This window comes from Aeromonas sp. 62-46 (assembly GCF_001898585.1).
GTDB lineage: Bacteria > Pseudomonadota > Gammaproteobacteria > Enterobacterales > Aeromonadaceae > Aeromonas > Aeromonas caviae.
The window spans coordinates 48,248-66,453 of record NZ_MKUI01000045.1; the positions used below are offsets into that span (position 1 = coordinate 48,248).

Annotated in this window: 17 protein-coding genes and 2 tRNA genes; 6 read left to right on the forward strand and 13 right to left on the reverse strand. The window is 61.2% G+C overall.

Annotated elements, in window-relative coordinates:
- Positions 1 to 46 precede the first annotated feature (46 nt).
- From BGO64_RS13785 to BGO64_RS13795, 3 genes are all read right to left on the reverse strand, one after another.
- A complete protein-coding gene (locus tag BGO64_RS13785; protein WP_154676070.1) occupies positions 47 to 292 on the reverse strand; it encodes a hypothetical protein in 246 nt (81 codons plus the stop codon).
- A gap of 107 nt (positions 293 to 399) precedes the next feature.
- On the reverse strand, positions 400 to 1,359 hold the full coding sequence (locus tag BGO64_RS13790) for a Wzz/FepE/Etk N-terminal domain-containing protein (RefSeq protein ID WP_286700857.1): 960 nt from the start codon (positions 1,357 to 1,359) through the stop codon (positions 400 to 402).
- A 47-nt stretch (positions 1,360 to 1,406) separates the two neighbouring features.
- Positions 1,407 to 3,947, reverse strand: coding sequence for an SLBB domain-containing protein (locus BGO64_RS13795; RefSeq protein WP_286700858.1), 2,541 nt, complete (start codon positions 3,945 to 3,947; stop codon positions 1,407 to 1,409).
- A gap of 879 nt (positions 3,948 to 4,826) precedes the next feature.
- Between BGO64_RS13795 and BGO64_RS13800 the strand changes: the two genes are divergently transcribed.
- Positions 4,827 to 5,033 carry a YgdI/YgdR family lipoprotein gene (locus tag BGO64_RS13800; protein ID WP_041215736.1) on the forward strand — a complete coding sequence of 69 codons (207 nt, stop codon included), beginning with the start codon at positions 4,827 to 4,829 and terminating at the stop codon, positions 5,031 to 5,033.
- Positions 5,034 to 5,088: 55 nt separating this feature from the next.
- Here the strand turns inward: BGO64_RS13800 and BGO64_RS13805 are convergent, their stop codons facing one another.
- Positions 5,089 to 8,649: an ATP-binding cassette domain-containing protein gene (locus BGO64_RS13805; RefSeq protein ID WP_286700859.1), complete on the reverse strand. Its 3,561-nt coding sequence runs from the start codon at positions 8,647 to 8,649 to the stop codon at positions 5,089 to 5,091.
- A 97-nt stretch (positions 8,650 to 8,746) separates the two neighbouring features.
- Positions 8,747 to 10,024, reverse strand: coding sequence for an alpha/beta fold hydrolase (locus BGO64_RS13810; RefSeq protein ID WP_286700860.1), 1,278 nt, complete (start codon positions 10,022 to 10,024; stop codon positions 8,747 to 8,749).
- A 236-nt stretch (positions 10,025 to 10,260) separates the two neighbouring features.
- Here BGO64_RS13810 and BGO64_RS13815 point away from each other — a divergent pair, with 236 nt between their 5' ends.
- Both BGO64_RS13815 and BGO64_RS13820 read left to right on the forward strand, forming a co-directional pair.
- Positions 10,261 to 10,395, forward strand: coding sequence for a hypothetical protein (locus BGO64_RS13815; protein ID WP_272952917.1), 135 nt, complete (start codon positions 10,261 to 10,263; stop codon positions 10,393 to 10,395).
- Positions 10,396 to 10,646: 251 nt separating this feature from the next.
- The gene (locus tag BGO64_RS13820) at positions 10,647 to 10,772 is read left to right on the forward strand and encodes a hypothetical protein (protein ID WP_257713785.1); all 126 of its coding nucleotides are present in this window, start codon (positions 10,647 to 10,649) and stop codon (positions 10,770 to 10,772) included.
- A 64-nt stretch (positions 10,773 to 10,836) separates the two neighbouring features.
- Here the strand turns inward: BGO64_RS13820 and BGO64_RS13825 are convergent.
- Both BGO64_RS13825 and BGO64_RS13830 read right to left on the reverse strand, forming a co-directional pair.
- Positions 10,837 to 10,912, reverse strand: a tRNA-Asn gene (locus tag BGO64_RS13825).
- A 5-nt stretch (positions 10,913 to 10,917) separates the two neighbouring features.
- Positions 10,918 to 10,993 (reverse strand) — tRNA-Phe (locus tag BGO64_RS13830).
- A 382-nt stretch (positions 10,994 to 11,375) separates the two neighbouring features.
- Here BGO64_RS13830 and rraB point away from each other — a divergent pair.
- Positions 11,376 to 11,711 carry a ribonuclease E inhibitor RraB gene (gene rraB, locus BGO64_RS13835; RefSeq protein ID WP_010675493.1) on the forward strand — a complete coding sequence of 112 codons (336 nt, stop codon included), beginning with the start codon at positions 11,376 to 11,378 and terminating at the stop codon, positions 11,709 to 11,711.
- A gap of 68 nt (positions 11,712 to 11,779) precedes the next feature.
- Here rraB and BGO64_RS13840 read toward each other — a convergent pair whose 3' ends face one another.
- Positions 11,780 to 13,753, reverse strand: coding sequence for a putative bifunctional diguanylate cyclase/phosphodiesterase (locus BGO64_RS13840; protein ID WP_286700861.1), 1,974 nt, complete (start codon positions 13,751 to 13,753; stop codon positions 11,780 to 11,782).
- A gap of 166 nt (positions 13,754 to 13,919) precedes the next feature.
- On the opposite strand from BGO64_RS13840, the gene BGO64_RS13845 reads away from it, so the two are divergent.
- The gene (locus tag BGO64_RS13845) at positions 13,920 to 14,414 is read left to right on the forward strand and encodes a hypothetical protein (RefSeq protein ID WP_029314787.1); all 495 of its coding nucleotides are present in this window, start codon (positions 13,920 to 13,922) and stop codon (positions 14,412 to 14,414) included.
- A gap of 99 nt (positions 14,415 to 14,513) precedes the next feature.
- Here BGO64_RS13845 and BGO64_RS13850 read toward each other — a convergent pair whose 3' ends face one another.
- From BGO64_RS13850 to rsgA, 5 genes are read right to left on the reverse strand one after another with little or no spacing between them, the layout of a single operon-like run.
- Complete coding sequence (locus tag BGO64_RS13850; RefSeq protein WP_286700862.1) at positions 14,514 to 14,915, reverse strand: hypothetical protein; 402 nt, start codon at positions 14,913 to 14,915, stop codon at positions 14,514 to 14,516.
- 2 nt (positions 14,916 to 14,917) lie between these two features.
- Entirely contained in the window at positions 14,918 to 15,169 is a 252-nt protein-coding gene (locus BGO64_RS13855) for a DUF2960 domain-containing protein (protein WP_010675489.1), read from the reverse strand.
- Between the two features lie 4 nt (positions 15,170 to 15,173).
- Positions 15,174 to 15,422: a VF530 family protein gene (locus BGO64_RS13860; RefSeq protein ID WP_041212447.1), complete on the reverse strand. Its 249-nt coding sequence runs from the start codon at positions 15,420 to 15,422 to the stop codon at positions 15,174 to 15,176.
- Positions 15,419 to 16,291 (reverse strand): archaetidylserine decarboxylase, encoded by an 873-nt coding sequence (gene asd / locus BGO64_RS13865; protein ID WP_286700863.1) that lies wholly within the window; start codon positions 16,289 to 16,291, stop codon positions 15,419 to 15,421. The genes BGO64_RS13860 and asd overlap by 4 nt, the downstream gene beginning before the upstream one ends.
- A gap of 29 nt (positions 16,292 to 16,320) precedes the next feature.
- Positions 16,321 to 17,355, reverse strand: coding sequence for a small ribosomal subunit biogenesis GTPase RsgA (gene rsgA, locus BGO64_RS13870; RefSeq protein ID WP_042879889.1), 1,035 nt, complete (start codon positions 17,353 to 17,355; stop codon positions 16,321 to 16,323).
- 91 nt (positions 17,356 to 17,446) lie between these two features.
- On the opposite strand from rsgA, the gene orn reads away from it, so the two are divergent.
- Positions 17,447 to 17,992, forward strand: coding sequence for an oligoribonuclease (orn, locus tag BGO64_RS13875; protein ID WP_042014296.1), 546 nt, complete (start codon positions 17,447 to 17,449; stop codon positions 17,990 to 17,992).
- Positions 17,993 to 18,206 lie beyond the last annotated feature (214 nt).

Consider the following 18,206-nt stretch of genomic DNA (forward strand, 5'->3'; position numbering starts at 1 on the left):
AGAAAAACAATAAAGACTGCCCTGAGGCAGTCTTTATTTCATTATATCAACGAGCTGTGCTGGTGACAGTCGAGGGGTTGTCGTCGTTGTTGTTGCTGGCAACGGCAACGGCAACACCGATGGCAGCAGCAGCGGCTACGCCAACGGCGATGGCACCAGCGGTGATGCCACCGACAGCAGCAGCGCTAGCAGCACCGGCACCGGCAGCGGCGCCACCAGTGCTGGCGCCTGCGCCAGCAGCGACTGTTTCTGCAGCCATGGTCGGGCTGGACAGGGCCAGCAGTGCAGTCATAATCAAAACACTCTTCTTCATATATTTCCCTTATAAAATCAGAATAGTCGACGATCGTTCTACTCTATTGTGATGGCAAGCCATCGTTTTTGATCAATTTGCATCCATTATTTTTTATCATGACGGAATGCAAATCGAACCAAAATTATCATCACCCCCAACATGCCGCCCAAGAGGGCACCCAATGCGACGATGAGTGCCCGTTTCGGCTTTATTTTCTCTTCGGCGATAACGGCAGGGTCAAGCACTTTAAAGACATATTCCTGATTGACTTCGGCGAGCATCAAGGTTTTGGTCTGCTCTTCTATCAATTGATAAAAGACTTTCTGCATATCGGCAACGGAAGTCTTGGAGAGTTGTTCGGTCAAATAGGCGATATTGCGTTTTGACTCCTCCTGATCCCGCTGTTTCATGGTGCTGTTGAGATCGTCGATCAACCAGTCCACCCACTGTTTTGCCAGTTGCGGGGAGTAGAAGTCGACGCTGACGGTCAGCAGCCCTGTCTTGGGGTCGCTGTTGAGATTGACCAGGCTCCTGAACGCCTTGATGAGCTCCCAGTCAGTGGGCTCGGGAGACCTGCCGGGCGGCATCTCGCGGACCCACTGTTGGGTCTGGGTGTCATAGACCTCGGGGTTGATGAGCAGCTCCCCCGTGGTTTTATCCATGCCGGTGGCGGCGATCAGGGGGACGGCCAGTTGATGGCGACGAATGAACTCCCCGAGAAACAGCCGCGACTTGCCCACCTCGATGGCGATGGAAGCCTTGTCTCCTCCTTTATTGCCCAGATCGACCCCGGCCAGACTGGCCAGCCCGCCGAAGCGGGAGGCCAGCGCGGAGAGTCCTCCCCCCTGTTGTTCAAGGGAGGGGGTCAGGAGCGCTTCGGCACGATAGATGTTGGGACTCCACAGTGCGAAGGCAACGGCGAGACAGGTCGCGATCAATGTGGTGGCAAAGAGCCACCACTTGGCTTGCCACAGGGCAATAGCCAGCTCTCGCAGGTCGATTTCATCGCTTGCCGGAGCAAGATCCCTCGGCAAGGGAATGACGTTCGCTTTTTGTGCTTCCATGATGATTTGATGAGTCCTATGGAATATGACTGGACGCGTCCAGCGCGTTACTTGATGGCGGACCAGGCGACGCCCAACTGATACATGATCTGGGTTGCCGAAGACATGATGCTCAGGTTGTCCAGATAGTCGGAATCCACCGGCACTATGATGGTGTCCCCCGGCTCCAGGCTCTTGCGTCCGCCAAACCAGCTGTCATTGGGCAGCATCACGCTGCCGTTGGCCTTGATGACATAGACGCGATCGGTATCGGCTTGTTTCTTGGTACCACCGGCCAGGCTGATGTACTCGTTGATACTGGTCTCCTCTTTGTAGATATGGGAAGAGGGGAACTGCACCATGCCCGCGATGGAGACCACGTTCTGCATGGTCGGGATATAGAGTTTGTCGCCATCCTCAAGGAGGACGTCTGACTGCTTCTCTCCGGCCAGCAGGGCTGGCATGTCGATGGTCATGCGTCCGATGGCCTTGCTGTTTTCCAGCTGGTTGACCACCGACATGGCTTCGGCAGGGGAGCTGCTGTAGTTGGCAATGGTGCTCTGTCTGCGCAAGGTCATGGTCGAGATCTCCTGGCGAAGTTCATCGCGCAGCATCACCAGCCGCTCTTCCTCCTGCTTGCGTAGGGCCTTGCGGGCGAAGATGGCCCCGTTGGGGTTGGCATAGGTCGTGATGCCACCCACGCGCTCGATCAGATCGTGCAGGCTCTCTCCCCTGCGCACGGTGTAAGTGCCCGGGAATTTCACTTCACCGAAGACCTGGACGGTCGCCTCTTCCCGCCATTGGGGATGGGGCAGGACGTTGATGTTGTCCTTGGATTGCAGCAGCGGTGAACCGTAAGGGCTGTTGGCGGTATCCAGCGAGAATCGCTCGTTCTGTACCAGGATGCTGTCGCCCCGCTCATTGACGCGGGAGAGTTCGACCACGTTGGCCTGCTCGTTGAATCCGCCGGCGGCCAGGATGGCATCTGACATGCGGCTGTTGTCGGTCAGCGGGTAGAGGCCCGGGTATTTCACTTCGCCACGCACTTCCATGATCTTCACCGGCTGACCCAGGGTAGACTGTGCCTTCAGGCGTTCGATGACAGGCGCCAGAAGGGCTTGCCGTGAATCGGCGACCACTGCGTCCGTGGCGGTCTTGTCGGACAGGGAGGATAGCTTGATCTGAGTGTCATTGCTGAGCTCGTCACTCTTGACATCGGCGCCGGTGGAAACATCGGTCCGCATCATGGCGGCGTTGTCCAGCTCTCTTGCCTTGGTCTTGAGATCCTTCACTCTCGTCGAGGTCGCGGCAGTCTCTCTGAGCCGGTCAGTGGCATCGTTGCGGAACACCAGCACCTGATCCCTGGCCTGGAGTACCACATCGTCCTTGCTGCCCGGCTGTTGCAGCGCCTTGCCCAGGTTGAACTGGATCACGCTGATATTGCGCTGGGAGTCCACTTCCCTGACGACCAGGGCATAGCTCAGATCGGTCGCGGAGATGAGATCCCGCTGAACGCTCTTGAGCAGGTTGCTGATGCGGGTGCCCGGGGTATAGCTGTAGACGCCATCACGTACCACGGCCCCTTTGACGACGATGGCCTGACTGTACTCGGTGCTGCTCGGTTTGACCGAAATCTTGTCGCCGTCCCGGATGCTGAACTGACGGTCATGGCCATTGGCCAGCGTCAGGTTGAAGACTTTCAGACCAGTGTCCGTATGACGTTCTACCGAGACTTCCTGCAAGGCGGACGCCTTTACGCCACCGGCCAGGGCGAGCACGTCCGCCAGGGGGGCCGAATTTCTCAATTCGTAGATGGCGGGGCGCTTGACCAGTCCGCTGATGGACACTTCACTGCCTTTGGCCGGGACGAAGACGGTATCCCCCGCCTGCAAGCGAATATCCTGGCTGGTATCCCCCCAGACCAGCATCTTGTACAGATCCACATCGATGACTTTCTGTCCGGCCCGCTTGACCTGGATCTTGCGCAGGGAGCCGACGGTGTCGATACCGCCTGCCGCCTGCAAGACCTGGGTGACGGTCGCCATGCCGCTGACATTGTAGGCACCGGGGCGATAGGCATCCCCCATCACAAATACCTGCATGGCACGCATGGCACCAAAGCTGATGAAGGAATTGACGCCTATCATCTGCTCCTTGATCCGGGTTTCAAGGTCGCTTCTGAATTGCTGGAAGGTCAATCCACTGGCAGAGATAGGACCGAGACTGGGGAAGTCGATGAAGCCTTCTCGACCGACGCTCAGGTCATAGACCGCGTTTTCCTTGCCATACAGCTGCACATGGATTTCATCCCCCGGGCCAATGACATAATCATCAGCAACGGGCATGTCGGTCACGGGGGCATCCAGAATGGGTTCACCGGCGAACACATTGTAACCGAATGGTTGGAGCTCCCCTGGCTGGGCTACCCCTGCGATCAGCGGGCGCTGGGATACCTGGCTATAGTCGACCTCCCGTGGCGCCGCTACCGGTGTTGACGGGGTGACAGGGGTCATGGCGCTGGCATTCTGGAACTGGTTGACAGAAATACCGTATTGCTTGGCCAGAGCCTGTTGCTGATCAGCGGGCAGGCGCTTGAATTGTTCCATCATCTGCGGGCTGATTTGCGGCGCAGCGAATACATTTAAACTAATCGCAGCTAATATCCATGGCGCTGTTATAAATTTCATTTTAGGTAAAGCCTTGCAATGTGTTTGTTCAGATTGCTGAAGATGGTGGGTAATAAATAGGGTGTTTACTCGATCATCGAGTAAATTAGACTTTCTTTATATATCCGTGAAAAATAACAAGCCCCGTATATTAGAACATGCTTGTGTGACGTTTTTATATGCAAGGTACCCAGGTAATGGAAGGTTCGGGTATGCCCAGCGCTGTCAGCATGAGGAGCAAACCACCCGCAGGGACAGCGATGGCATGATTGGTACTTGGGGTCAGTGTGCTGCCCTGTGTACGGCAATTATTGTGCCTTCACTCATTATGCGTGTCACAACGTCCATGCTGGTCAGGGATAAAAAGACATGGCTACCGCATCCGAAGGGCAAATCGGCATGGGGTGTGTATTTTTTGTTATTTTTTCAGGTTGGACGACAGTGTGCGTCGTATCCCGATGGTCAAAGCGTCAAATTGTTGATTGTATTGGCAATGACTATGAGATTTGTTTTCCGCGCGGAAATTTATCAAAAGTGTATTTTTTTGCAACATATATCAGACAATTCCTATGACCAATCTCGGATTTATTCCTTTCTTTGAACAGAAGGCACAATAAATGACCGGGTATGTGACTGTGTGTGGATAATTCAACATGCAGGGCGTAATGACTTTGTTTCTGGTATCTGTGCGGGGGTGTCGTATGGATTCTGTCTGGTGGGGTTGACTTTTTGCTCTAATTTTGTGGTTGCTGCAGTCTGAAACCCACCCTGAGCTAGGCTTCATCTATCACCGCCAGGGTGAGCGTGAAGAAGGGGAGAGTGATGAAAGCTGTGATGATGCTGGTTTGTCTGTTGGGATTGGCGGGGTGCAGCTCCCAATACATCATGAGCACCAAGGATGGCAAGATGATTGCCACCGACAGCAAACCCAGGTTGGACGAGACCACAGGCATGTATCGCTATTACGATGAAGAGGGGAGGGAAGTGCATATCAACAAGGACGACATCACCCAGATCATGGAGCGTTGAGGCTCTCCTCAAGCAACAAGGGCTGCCCGGGGGCAGCCCTTGTTATTTTTGGTGCTCATGCCGTCTGGGGCACCTGACGGTTGACCTGGCCGGCAAACAGCTGGTGGAAGCGGGAGTGGGAGTTGGCCAGCAGGCTCACCGGCGACCCCTGCTCCACCACGGTGCCGGCCTCCATCACCACCACCTTGTCCACCGACAAGAGCGGCTCCAGGTGGTGGGCGATCACCAGATAGCTGGCCTCCGGCCGGTAGCGGTAGAGCAGCTCGGCCATCTTGCGCATGCCGCCGTGATCGAGGTCCGAGGTGGCCTCGTCCAGCACGATGAGCGGTCGGCGCGACAGCAGGATGCGGGCGATCACCAGCAGCTGGGTCTCGCCGGCGGAGAGTTGCAGCCTGTCGAGATCCTCGTCCAGCCGCCCGGCGCAGCGCTCGGCGAGGCCCACCCGGGCAAGCGCCTGCTCAAGCACGGCGTCCTCATGCTCGGTCAGGGGCGCCAGATTGGCCCGCAGGGTACCGAAGAAGGTGAGCGGGATCTGGGAGACGGTGTCGTAGAGATCGCGCACCGCCTCCGGTGCAAGTCGTGACAGTGGCTGATTGCCGTAGAAGATCTCCCCCTGGGAGGCGGGATACATGGCCTGCAATACCCCCAGCAGGGAGCTTTTGCCTGCCCCGGTACGCCCGCACACACCCACCTTTTCACCTGGGGCCAGCTCGAAGTTCACCTTGTGCAGCGCCCACTGGCTGGTTTGGGGGTAGCGCAGCCCCAGGTTGTCGAAGCGCACTGCGGGGTGAGGGGTGGCGAGGGCCTCTCCCTCCTGGCGTTCGCTCTCTATTTCGCTGTATTCGCGCACCCGCTCTACCGCGTTCATCACCTGTTCCACTTCGGCAAAGGTGCGGATGAGGGAGTTGAGCATGGCGGAAGCGGTAAAGGCATAGGTGATGGCAACCGCCCCCAGCAGCGGGCTGTTGCCAAAGGCCACCATGAGTGCCACGGCCCCCACCAGGGCGGCGGAGAGCAGGGTCTGGTGCATGCCGAGCCAGCGGTTGATGGAGGTGGTGGTGTACCAGCTGCGCAGGTTGTTGTCATAGTGGTGCAGCACCTGGTCCAGCGCGAAACGCTCGGCCCCGGCCAGGCGCAGGGCGGGGGCGCCGCGGATGGTCTCGCTGATGCTGATGTAGAGCGGGGAGCGCAGCACCGAGGACTGGCGCCGCAGCTTGAGTTGCACCGCCCGGTAGCGGCGCTGCAACACATAGAGCGCCCATCCCACCAGGGGGGCGATGAGCAGCAGCAGGGGAATATTGATGCCGATCACCACCACCTGCAAGGCCACGGACACCAGCATGCCGAACAGTCCCACCAGCATGGAGAGCAGCATCTCCTGCGCCTCCCCCAGATCCCGGTCGAAGCGGTTGAGGATGCGCCCCTGGGGCACCTTGTCGAAGAAGGCCATGGGGGCGCGGCTGATGCGCCCCAGCATGCCGTCAAACAGGGTCCAGGCCAGCTTGAGGCCGAGTTTGTAGTTGATGACCCGCACCGCCATGATGCAGGCGAGGGAGCCCGCCCCCAGCAGCACATAGATGCCGAGCAGGGTCGTGACGTCGCTCACCTCGGCCTTGCCGCCGAGCCAGAGATCCGAGGCGATGCGCAGCCCTTCCTGGCCCAGGGTGAGCAGCAGGACGAGCAGGATGGCACCGGGGGCGGCGAGGCGCTGCCACATGAAGCCAAACAGCCCCCAGTCCACCTTGCCCTCCACCACTTTCTCCTCGCTGAACTGCTCCGCCTCCTGAGGGGGCACCGGCGGGGCGGGCTGGGGATGCTGGACAAGATCCGCCAACTGGTGGGCATCGAGCTCCACCAGGCGCTCCTGCTCGATGCGGATCACCCGATCGCACCTGGCCAGCACATCCGGGTCGTGGCTCACCAGGAGCCGGGTTGGCCCCGGCTTGAAGGCGAGCCCCTGCTCCAGTACCTGGGCCGCGACCATGGGGTCGAGCGCAGACAAGGGGTTGTCCAGCAGGAGGATATCGGCCCGGGCGTAGAGGGCGCGAGCCAGGGCGACCCGCTGCTGCTGGCCGCCGGAGAGGCGGGTGCCGAGCTCCCCCACCAGGGTTTGATCCCCGTGGCTGAGCAGCGCGAGATCGGCCGTGAGGGCGCAGGCGCCGAGCACCCAACGATAGCGCTCGGCGTGCCAGGGCTGGCCGAACAGGATGTTGTTGCGGATGGTGTCGTTCATCAGCCAGGGTTTATGGCCCAGATGGGCAACCCGGCCGTGGCGACGGATGCTGCCGGCAAACTCGCTGTCAAAGCCGGCAACCAGATGCAGCAGGCAGCTCTTGCCCGCCCCGGTGGCCCCGGTGATCCCCACGAGCTCCCCCGGTGCGATGGCGAGGTTGGCTCCCTCGAGCACCGGTTTTTGCTGGTGCAGGGCGGTGACGTTGTCGAGCCGCAGGCTGCCCACCGGCAAGCTGGGATCGGTGAGATCCCGATGCTGCTCCGGGCTGTTCAGGAACTCGCACAGCCGGTTGAAGCCGGTGTTGAAGTTGATCAGGGTGCGGATGAGGTAGGGCAGTCGCATCATGGGAATGCGCAGCACGGTAAACAGGGCGATGGTGGTGAACACCTGGGGCAGGGTGAGGGTGTTGCCCGACGCCAGGTAGGTGGTGAAGGTGGCCAGGGTCACCAGCAGGGGAGTGCTCAGCATCAGCCCTTCGTTGATGGCATCGAGCCTGAGCACCCTGCCCAGCACTCCCAACTCCTGCTGGCGCTTGGTGTTGGCCGCCCGGGTGAAGAAGGGGCCAAGCCCGTTCTGGCGCACCAGCCGCAGCTTCTTGATGTATTCCGCCAGGATGCCGTTGCGCTCGTCCTGTTGACGCTTGAGCTGCTGCTCCTGCTGGTTCATGCGCCGTACCACCCGGGTGGAGATGAGCAGCAGCAGGGCCAGCACCGCGAAGCCCACCAGACCGGCACTGCCCACCTGCCACACCAGCAGGGCGATGGTGCCGATGAGTTGCAGCGCCATGGTGACCGGCATGGCGGGGTCAGCCAGGATCCAAGTGATGTCCCACACGTCCCGGTTGATGAGGTTCTGAACCCGGCCGCCGGCCCTGTCGTCGAAGCTCTTGCCACCCTGCTTCATTACCTTGGCGAGCAGGGATTCGGCCAGCAGACGGCGGATGGGCACGTGCATCTTGAGGGCCAGTTGCAGGGAGTGCTCCGCCAGCATGCCGGCGGCGAGCACGGAGGCGAACAGGGCCAGGGCCAGCAGCAGCTTGTGGCCGGTGGTGGCATCGGTGCCGAGCTGGGTCATGCTGTGGTTGAGCAGCCAGGGGCTGGTCAGGGTGGCGAGCATGCCGAGCAGTTGCAGCAGGGTGAGCAGGCCAATCCGTCCCTTGTAATGGCGCCAGATAAAGGCGGTCAGGGGCCAGGGGCGCACCGGCTGGCGGGCAGTGAGCGCGAGGAAGGCGTCGGCGCGGCCGTCGCGCCTGTCTTCCGGCAGCAGGGGATAGAGATCGTCGAGACTGACCTGGGGCTGGGTCAGCCCCTTGCGCAGCAGCGGGCCGGTCCAGCGATAGAAGAGGCGACTCAGCCAGCCGGCCGAGATTTCCGGATGATCCAATGGGTGTCCTTGTTGTTTTGTGTTGCTTCCATGGGCGGGGCGGCTCATGGGCCGCCCTCGAACTTGTTGTCTTGCTGCGGGCGTGCGCCCGGCGGGATCAGCGATCCCGGTTCATGCGGATGAGCCGATCCAGGATCCGCTCGCCATCGACCCGCAGGCCGTTGTGTTCGTACTCGTTGGTGATCCAGGCGCGGCTGTTGCCAAGCCCCTTCAGGGTGTCGCGGCTGTAGTCAAACTCCACGTACATGTCCTCGGCATAGACGGCGCAGGCCACCGGCACAGTGTTGCGGGCCAGCTGCGCCGGGTCGTAGAGGGGACCCCAGTCCGCTTTCTGGGCAAGCAGGTGGGCGGCCTCCTTCAGGGGAATGAGCTCGCGGAACTGCTCGAACATCCAGGGGAAGATCATCTCGCCGGTAAAGGCGAAATCTTTGCCTGGCGCCCAGGCCAGGGCAGGGAACTCCCTTCTCACCCGCTCTGCCGCCCAGTTGCTGGCACTCCCTTCGCAATAGATGAGCTCGTGCAGGATGGCGAACACCGGGTTGGTGTTGAACGGCTGCATGGCCTGCACCTGGTAGAGGAAGGCGGGGTTGAGGCGTTCGCCGATGAAGGCGTCTTCCAGCAGGTAGTAAAGTGCCTCGAAGGCGCCGCTGGCCCCCAGATCCAGCCCCTGCTGCTGCAACTGCTCCACCGTCAGGCGCTGGCCGTTGGGCAGGCGCACATCGTAGTGGTGCAGGTGGTTGGCCAGCCGGTTGGCCAGGGCCTGGGCATGGGGGAAGCGGGTGAAGAAGGCGCGGTTCTTGTCCGCCACCCGCTGGTAGGTGGCGCGGTAGACCTCATCCGCACTGCGCCCGATGGGTGCCACGCCGCCGGTGAGGTAGACCTCGTGCAGGCTCCTTGGGAACAACGAGAGGTAGGTGAGGCTGCAAAAGCCGCCGAAACTCTGGCCGAGCAGGCTCCAGGGGCGCCCCGGGCTCAGCACCTCGCGAATGCATTCGGCGTCGCGCACTATGCTGTCGGCGCGAAAATGGCCGAGGTAGTCCGCTTGCTCACCGGGGGTCATCCCCGCCAGGGCGTCAGCACTGATGGGGGTAGAGTGGCCGGTGCCGCGCTGATCGAGCAGCAGCACCCGAAACTCCTGCAGGGCCCGCTTGATCCAGCCGCCATCGGCGGTCGGGCGAGGAGCGCCAAAGCCCGGGCCCCCTTGCAAATAGAGCAGCCAGGGCAGGTCATCATCCAGCTTGTCCTTGCGGCAGAGGGTGCGGCCAAACAGGGTGAGGGTCGCCTCCTCATCGGGATGCTGGTGGTCGAGGGGCACGGTAAAAAAGTGTGGCTCGCAATGGATGCCATCCAGCACATAGTGCAAGGGGCTGCTCATCTGGGGTCTCCCTGAGGGTAGGAAAATCGTCGGCCTCATCATAGCCCTGGCGCAGGGGCGGGTCACGCCGGTTTTCGAGATTGTTAACAGAGATGGAGTCTGAGGTCGGTGCCGTACAAGGTGTGGTTTCGCCGCTGTTGACGGCGGGCTGCAACTGGACAAAGATGAGCCGCCTGCCGGGACGGGCAGGGATAGGTCAGCACCCCGGGTGCAGGAAACTGGATGGAGTTGGCTCGATGAAGCCGAGATGGATACGTGTTCGCAAGAGACGCACACTGAGGGATCCGGAGGGGGTGCTGCAGGCGGGTTTGCTGGTGTTCAGCGCCACCTGTGGTGCCACTCTGTTGCTGGCGGCCTGCAACGGCGGTTAGCTGAGTGAAACAGACCCGCTTGTCATGAGCGGGTTTTTTCATGCCGGAACAGAAGGTCGGGACCTGCCTGTAGCCCTTTGCTGGCGCGGGTTTGCGGTATGCAGAGCACGGCTGCTATGGTCAATTTACGACCGGATCCACAGAGGGAGGCGATCATGAACAGTCGTGAAAAAGTCCTGGCTCATTTGGCCACAGATCACCGGGTTGCAGGATTGACCGCTGGCGAGGCACTGGCTGGCATGAGCCACTCGATGAGTTCGCTCCTGCTGCAACAGGATCAGCACTTCTTCCGCCGCCATGCGGACGACCCCTGTCACGAAGTCGCCCGTGCCTGCTCGGCTGGACACGTATGGCATGGGGACGAAAACCACTACTAGCCCCGGCATGTGAGTAAATGACAGATGCAAAAAGGCCCGCTCATCTGAGCGGGCCTTTCGAATTTGGCTCCTCCTACTGGACTTGAACCAGTGACATACGGATTAACAGTCCGCCGTTCTACCGACTGAACTAAGGAGGAATAGTTGGTGCCCAGAGACGGAATCGAACCGCCGACACGGGGATTTTCAATCCCCTGCTCTACCGACTGAGCTATCTGGGCAACGGCGCGCATTAAACCCTTTCTGGACTGGGGTGTCAACCACAGGCCGCAGATTGATGTACCGTTCGCTCGATATCCGAGCAATCTTCCCGTGATTGGACCGGTTTCCCCGTTTTAACCATGAAAAGAGGGGGGCCTGTGGGACAGGGGGGGGCCGACGGCCAGCAGAACATCATGAAGGGGGGCGAGCTGCCTGACGTGCCGAGGGCTGCCCGCTGGCGCCAAGCCGGGAGAGGCGCCAGTTATCTTGGCCCATCGATTGAGCCTGCCGCGCTCTGCGGGTATGCTTTGCCGCACTCATCCCCTGGCCATGGTCCGGGCCGACGCGGCTGGCAGGGGTGACATCCATCCAACACCGCCTGGGGTTTATATGAATACCAATATGCAAGAGTGGCGCGAAGAGACCGCCGCCATCGTCAACGAGCTGCTGGCCGATGGCAGCAACCCGGATCTGGATTACGAGATTGAGCACCACTTTGCCTGCCAGAAGTTCGATCTGCTGGAGAAGGCGGCGGTCGATCTGTTCAAGGCCGGTTTCGAAGTGACCGACGCCGAGGAGATGGAGCTGGACGACGGCGCCACCATCTTCTGCTTCGACGCCATGGTGGAGTGCAAGCTGGATATCGACACCATCGTCGCCGACATCGAGAAGATGCTGCCCATCCTCGAGAAATACGGGGTGGACTACGACGGCTGGGGCACCTACTTCCAGGAGTAAGTGCCCCAGATCATGCACGCTTTGCAAAAACAACAAGGCCACCCTCGGGTGGCCTTGTTGTTGCTGGCTTACTGCTCCGGCAGCTGGTAGCTGCGGGCAAAGTCGGCCGGTGGGAGGGGGCGGCTGAACAGATAGCCTTGCAGCCGATCGCAACCTACCTGCACCAGCCAGGCCTGCTGCTCCGGTGTCTCCACCCCTTCGGCGGTGATCTTGATGCCAAGCTCATGGCCCAACCCGATGACGGAACGCACGATGGCGGTGGTGGCCTGGTTGGTGGCCAGCCCCTGGGTGAAGCTTTTGTCGAGCTTGAGGGTCGCCACCTGCAGCCTGGGAAGATAGGCGAGGGAGCAGTAGCCGGTGCCGAAGTCGTCGATGGCGAGCTGGAAGCCCGCCTCGATGAGGCTGGCCAGGTTGCTCTCTATCTCGTCGGCATTCTCCATCAGCACCCCTTCGGTGATCTCCAGCTCCAGTTGCCAGGGGGCGAGCCCGTGGCGCGCGATGCAGTCGAAGATCTGCGGGCAGAGCTCGGGATCGCGGAACTGCAGGGGCGAGAGGTTGATGGAGAGCACCAGATCCGGGGCCGCCACCTGCCAGCGGGCAAGCTGGGCACAGCCGAGCTCCAGCATCAGCTGGCCGAGCTGGCCGATGAGCCCCAGCTCCTCCGCCAGCGGGATGAACTCGTCGGGGGAGATCATGCCGAATTCGGGATGGGGCCAGCGGCAGAGCAGCTCAGCCCCGTGCAGCCGGTTGCTGTGGGTACAGATGATGGGCTGGTAGACGGCGGTCAGCTCGGCGGACTTGATGGCGAGTGGCAACTGGGCGGCGATGAGCTGGCGGCGTTTGAGCTTGGCATCGAGTGCGGGGTCGAACAGGGTACAGTGCTGCTGCTGGCGCTTGCCCTGGGCCAGGGCGGCCTCGGCGTGGCTCAGCAGACGCTCGGCATCCTTGGCCTTGCCATGGGCGATGCCGAGGAACACCGGGATCTGGATCCTGTGTTCTTCCACCTGGTAGGGCGTCATCAGCTCCTGCAGCAGGTTGCGGCTCCACGCATCCAGAGAGAGGGGGAGCTCGGGCAGCAGCAGGACGAAGTCATCCGCCGCGACCCGGCAGAGCAGGGACTGGGGCGGCGCCAGCCGTTGCAGGCGGCGGGCCACCTGGCTCAGCAGGCGGTCGGCGACCCGTATGCCGAAGCGATCGTTGATCTCGCGAAAATGTTGCAGATCCACCAGCAGCAGGCTGGCCTTGCGGGCGCCCAGATGACGGCTGGTCTGGAGGAAGTGGGAGAGCTTGAGCAGGCCGGTCAGGCTGTCGTAGTGCTGCTCCTGCTGCAACTGGGCCTGGGTGGTGCGCAGCCCGGTGATGTCGCGGCTCAGGGTAAGGATGCCGAGGGAGTTGCCCTCGTCATCCGGCACCTCGACCCGGGTGACCTCCAGATGGCGGCCTTTGCCCTGGGCATCCACCACGCAATACTCCCCCTGACCCAGGGTTTGTTCGACGGGCAGCCGTGGCGGGACGCGCCGACCCAGAGCCTCGCTTGCCACCAGCCCCATGAAGTCGAGAAAGGCCTGGTTGCAGTCGATGAGCACGCCCTGGTGATCCTCGAGACGGATGAGGTCGGGAATGGCATCCAGCAGGCGGCGTTGCAGCAACTGCTGCTGGCGGAAGGTTTGCTCCAGCTCCTTGCGCTGATCGATGGCGCTGACCATGGCAAACAGGGCGATGGGGTCGCCGTGCTCGTCATACAGGGGAACCTTGTTGATCTCCATCCAGCTGGCGCCTTCGCCGCTGTGGCAATGGAGCTGCTGGTGCAGCAGGGGTTTGCCGTCGGCCAGCAGGCGGTCATCTTCCTCCCGGAATACATCCCCCCAGGGCATCTCGGCATCGCTCTTGCCAATGAGTTCGCTCGGGTCTTGCAGGCCGGCTTCCCTGGCGAATGCCTTGTTGGCAAACAGGTACCGTCCGTGCTTGTCCCGGCAGAAGATATTCATGGGTAACTGGTCGATGATCTGCTGCAGCAGCGCCAGGGAGAGCGAAGAAGTCACGAGAGCACTCACGGGGGAGACTTCGAGCAAATCTATGATAACAGGTGGGTTTTGTAAAGCCTGGGTTAAGAGTACGTCATTTGTGCGGATCCCTGCTGACAGCCTGTGTCGCGATCGCCATAATAGCCGCCGGTTGGCCTATGGCCTTATGGATGAGAGAAGCAGCATGAAGAAGATAATGGGGGGCGCCCTGGCCCTGTTGATGGTGGGTTGTGCGAGCGACAACAACGGCGGCGAGCAGTATCGCTATACCCCGCCGGTTGCCAAGGCAACCAACAACACCCAGGAGATGGCGATCCCGGTGGATCTGGTGTGGGCCCGTGCCGAGAAGTGGTTCGGCGATCACGGCTTGAACATCGAGAACAGCCAGCGTGGTGCCGGTCTGATGACCGCCAACGTGGAAAACTCGGCCGATGGTCTGGAGTGGCTGGATTGCGGCACCATGGGATCCAAGGTGGCGCTGGGCAACCCCAACCTGCAGATCAACCTGATCATCACCCAGAGCGGCAACAACAGCGTCGCCACCGTGAACGTCAAGGGCAATACCCAGCTCTACTTCGTCGAGTCCTCCGGCGAGCGGGTGCTGGCTCCCTCCATCACCCCGGTGTGCGTCTCCCGCGGCAGCCTGGAACAGAGCCTGTTCTCCACCCTCGGCAACTGATCCTGCCGGGTATCATGAAAAACCCCGTTGCGTGCAACGGGGTTTTTTATGCCTGCTCTGCGTCCATCAGGGCGTGAGGGGAGGGATGACGCCAGAGGATCAGGGGGTCAGATCACCGTGATAGAGCACATGGTCGCCGGATTTGAGCACATAGCCCTTCCAGGGGAAGAGCTGATAGCCGCCGCCCTGCCAAGACCAGTTGCCCTCTTCGCCCTGGCGGACCAGCCGGATCGGCTCGCCCTCTGGCAGGGTCAGCTCGGCCTGACTCTGATCGGCATTGAACAGCACGAAAGCGCTGACGGTCTGACCGGCATCGGTCGGGTTGAGGCGAATGCCCTGCTCGAACAGCCGCACGCACTTGCCTGCCAGCGCCGACCATTGATAACCCGCGCTGCCGATGCAGCCATGTTCGTCGCGATCCGCGCCGACCAGGGGCTCCCTCAGTGTCGTGTTGCAGGCGGCCAGCAGCAGGGAGGAGGCCATCAGGGTCAGGGTGCGCATGCTTACTCCTTGGCGTCCCGTTCGATGACGATGTTGGAGAAGCCCAGCTCCTTGAAGTAGTTCTCCCGGTAATCCTTCACGCTCTTCTTGTCGCGGCGGCACACCTGGGCCAGCTGCTCTTCCATGGCGTGGAAGCGGGTCAGATCGATCCCCTCGGCGGCGGCAACGGCATCATAGATGCTGTTGAACTTGTCGTTGGCGTAGCCAATCTCCCTGGCCTGCTTCTTGTAGGTGTAGGTAATCTTGAACGCCATGGCGTCACTCCTTCTCTTTGGCCTGCTTGCGCTGGACGTACAGATAGAGGCTTTCGACCTTCTCTCTGGCCCAGGGGGTCTTGCGCAAGAACTTCAGGCTGGACTTGATGCTGGGATTATCGGTGAAGCAGCGGATATTGATCTGCTGCCCCAGCGCTTCCCAGCCATAGTGCGCGACCAGGGCGGTGACGATGGCTTCCAGGGTCAGCCCGTGCAGCGGGTTGTTCTTCTGGGAAGCGGGTTGATCGCTCATGCTTGCGCCGCCAGGGTGGCAAAGGGCTGACCCATGCGGGTGGTGACCCCGTTGGCCAGGTGCGGCTCGAAACCGGCCAGCATGCCCGGGCCAAACAGGCAGACGACTGTGCTGCCCAGCTTGAACAGGCCCATCTCGGCCCCCTTTTGCAGGGTGATGGCTTCATCGCCGGTGTAGTCCCAGCGCACCACCTTCTTCTCTTTGGTCGGCGCTATGTTGCCGGCCCAGATGGTTTCGATGCTCGCGACGATAGTGGCACCGACCAGCACCAGGGCCATGGGGCCGTGGGGGGTTCTGAAGGTGGCCACCACCCGCTCGTTGCGGGCAAACAGGTTGGGCACGTTCTCGGCGGTGAGGGGGTTGACGGAGAAGAGATCCCCCGGCACGAACACCATGCTCTCCAGCACGCCGTCCAGCGGCATGTGGATGCGGTGGTAATCCTTGGGTGCCAGATAGATGGTAGCGAAGTCGCCATCCTTGAACGGGGCCACCAGATCCTCATAGCCCCCCAGCAGCTCGCGGGCGCTGTAGTCGTGGCCCTTGGCCTGGATGATGCGACCTTGGCTGATGGGCCCGAGCTGGCTGACGGTGCCATCCACCGGCAGGGCCAGGGTCATGGCGTCTTCCACCACGGTGCGGATGCCGGGCTTGAGCTCGCGGGTGAAGAATTCGTTGAAGCTCTTGTAGTGGGCAGGGCTCTCGTGCAGCGCCTCGCTCATGTCGACCTGGTACTGCTTGATAAAGGCCTCGATCACCCTGGTGGTGAGGTTGCCCGCTTCGGCGGCGGCAAGTTTGCCCACCAGGCGGGAGAGGGCGTGTTTGGGCAGGCAGTATTGACCGGCAATTTTCAGGTTGTCAGTGATGCTCATGATCTTCATCTGGGAATGAGTTGAACGGGTCACAGCCGCGCCTGTTGGCGACCGTGGCGGGCTTCCTGCATGGTTTCCAGGATGCGGTGGTAGTTGTGGAAGCGATCGGCGCTGATGGCGCCCGCTTCAACCGCGGCGCGCAGGGCGCAGCCGGGATCATCCTTGTGGGTGCAGTCGCGGAACTTGCAGCCACCCAGGTAGTCGCGAAACTCGACGAAGCACCAGGTGATGCGGTCGGCTTCCAGGTGCCAGAGGGCGAACTCGCGGATCCCGGGGGAGTCGATGAGATCGCCGCCGCTCGGGAAGTGGTAGAGCCGCGCCGTGGTGGTGGTGTGCTGGCCGAGCCCCGAGTTCTCGGAGATCTCGCCGGTGAGCACGTCCAGCCCCGGCATCAGGGCGTTGGTGAGGGACGACTTGCCCACCCCGGACTGGCCCACGAAGATGCTGATCTTGTCGGTGAGCGCCGCCTTGAGGGCGTCGATGCCCTCACCGCTCTCGCAGCTCACCAGCAGCACCTCGTAACCGAGCTTGCGGTAGGTCTCGAGCTGGTGCTCGATACGGGCGCGGGCCGCGTCATCGAGCATGTCGACCTTGTTCAGCACGATGAGGGGCGCTATTTCCACATCTTCTGCCGCCACCAGGTAGCGGTCGACGATGTTGGTGGAGAACTCGGGCATCACCGCCGAGACGATGATGATCTGGTCGATGTTGGCGGCGATGGGTTTGACCCCGTCGTAGAAGTCCGGCCGGGTCAGCACCGAGTGGCGCGGATGCACCGCCTCGATGACGCCGGCAGTCGCGGCATTGAGGCCGGGGCGCCACACCACCTTGTCGCCGCACACCAGGCTGCTGATGCTGCTGCGCCGCAGGTTGCTGCGGTGGATGGCACCATCGCTCGCCTCGACATCCGCGTGCTGGCCGAAACGGCTGATCACCACCCCTTCGATGGCGGGGCCGAACAGGGTGTCATCCACCTCTGTGGTGTGCTCTTTTTGCAGCCGCCGCTCGCGGTTGGCCTGGACGCGCCTTTGTTGACCCAGATTGAGTTTTGCTTTCTTTGCCACGGGGTTTGCCAGTTTATGAACAGATTCAAAGCCAGTATGATACATGCAAATTGGCAAAATTCCGCCATTCCTCCCAATAGAGAGAGCAATCATGACAGTCAGCGCGCAGAACCTGGTATGGATCGACATGGAGATGACGGGTCTGGACCCCGAAGAGAACGTGGTACTGGAGATCGCCACCATCGTCACCGACAAGGACCTGAACGTGCTGGCCGAAGGGCCGGTCATCGCCATCCACCAGAGCGAGGAAGAGCTGGGCAAGATGGATGACTGGAACGTCAACACCCACACCAAGAGCGGGCTGGTGGCCCGGGTCAAGGCGAGTGAATACGACGAGGCCAAGGCCGTTGCCGAGACCCTCGCCTTCATTCGCCAGTGGGTGCCGGAGCGCACCAGCCCCCTGTGCGGCAACAGCATCGGCCAGGATCGCCGCTTCATGGTCAAGCACATGAGCGATCTGGAAGCCTTCTTCCATTACCGCAACGTGGACGTCAGCACCATCAAGGAGCTGGTCCGTCGCTGGCAGCCTGAACTGCTGGATCAGTTCAAGAAGAGCGGCTCCCACCAGGCGCTGGACGACATCCGCGAATCCATCGCCGAACTGCAGTTCTACCGCGCCCACGTCTTCAAAATCTGAGTGGCTGGCAAGGGTTTGCCGTCGTTCGGTTGCTAAAATCAGCAGTTCGGCCAGCTTTTGAGCGAACGGCTGCAACCAGACAAAAAAGCCCTTGCAATTGGAATGTCTGCTCTTATAATTCGGCTCCCGTACAGTAGCGCAAGCAACCAAATGCTGTACGGTCTGTTTTCAGGTTTTGCGGGAATAGCTCAGTTGGTAGAGCACGACCTTGCCA